At 48.7% G+C, this 1153-nt stretch carries 1 protein-coding gene; it reads right to left on the bottom strand.

Translation table 11 applies throughout. The annotated features are described in order from the left end of the window. Positions 1–31: 31 nt before the first annotated feature. Positions 32–838 (bottom strand): hypothetical protein, encoded by an 807-nt coding sequence (locus KGI06_06365; protein ID MDE1871832.1) that lies wholly within the window; start codon positions 836–838, stop codon positions 32–34. Between the last annotated feature and the right edge of the window lie 315 nt (positions 839–1153).

A 1153-nucleotide genomic window follows, 5' to 3' on the forward strand; every position in this document is an offset into this window, starting at 1 on the left:
GCCCAAGCCGATTATTTTTACCTGCCTCATATCAGCTCCAGCGCCCATAGCGCCTGATCTCATCGTCACTGGCGTCAACAAGCACTCTGAATGGTTTGTTGAGAAAGCGGAAGTCGCTCTTGGTTTTTGGTGTCTTTTTCTTTTGAGGCTCCATTGAACCATAATCCTCCCAGGCAACTTCGCGCTTAGCTTCCGTAACTTGCCTTAGCCATTCATCGGGTACGTTGGCTTCCGGCCAACCTTCCAAGATTAAGCTTGGCTCAGCCTTGAACCTGGTGCCGCCAGCAACAATACTACAGGCAAACTCAGGCTGAGATTCTCCCAGCCTGCCTATTGTGATATGAACCCCGTCAAAGTTGTGCTCATCGTCACAGTCCGTTGAGCTGTGAAAGGCCGCCATGTTTGCATGTGAGTGAATCGTCCCGGCAAGCCACCAAGGATCGGGCAAGTGCGACGAGGGGCGAAGCTCATATTTGCAGCTGGCACCACTGACGGTCTGTTTTGGAACTATGAACTGCCATTGTTTTTCTGCAGGATGGTAATATATATAGCCAGCCGCCTCGCTGCCATAGCGCTTATATACTTCCCTGAAAAATGCCACAATCTGATTAACGAGTTCTAGTGAAATACGGGAAGCTGTAAACTCGCATAACTCTGCAACGTTAGAAGCCTTCTTCAGCTTTATTGGCACCGTAGCTGTGGACAAGCAGTTGCGCTTGTAGACTTTCCATCCCGTACCATCTATGAGATAGGCCAGATTTGGTAAGTTGGTTACACTGAAATTATCATCTAGTGCGTTAAATACAGGTATATCGTCATGAAAAAATATAGGTTCCATGTTGATTTACTCCCGCACCGCATGCATAGCCGCCTGCCAGTGAATACTGTCCGTCTTGAATGAATACTCCTCTGTTATACCTAGCTGTCGCAGCTTGCGTACGGTTCGCATAATTATATGCTCCGTCCATTGTGCGCGGCGGGCGGATAGTGCGTTCATGTCACATGTTATGAATCGCTCCAGCCTGGCCATTGCGGAAAACAGAGGAAACCCTCTAGGGGCGCTTGGTATGGTTTCCGCCAAAACCTGAGAAGGGGAAAGATTGTGATTTGTTGCCATAGGGTTTATCCCGTTATTTGGTAATCTTGCGCACTG

It is taken from the genome of Candidatus Micrarchaeota archaeon (assembly GCA_028866575.1).
Classification (GTDB): Archaea; Micrarchaeota; Micrarchaeia; order Micrarchaeales; family Micrarchaeaceae; genus UBA12276.

Excerpts from the sequence above, each read along its gene's own strand:
- KGI06_06365 (MDE1871832.1), bottom strand. The coding sequence starts at position 838 with ATGGAACCTATATTTTTTCATGACGATATACCTGTATTTAACGCACTA.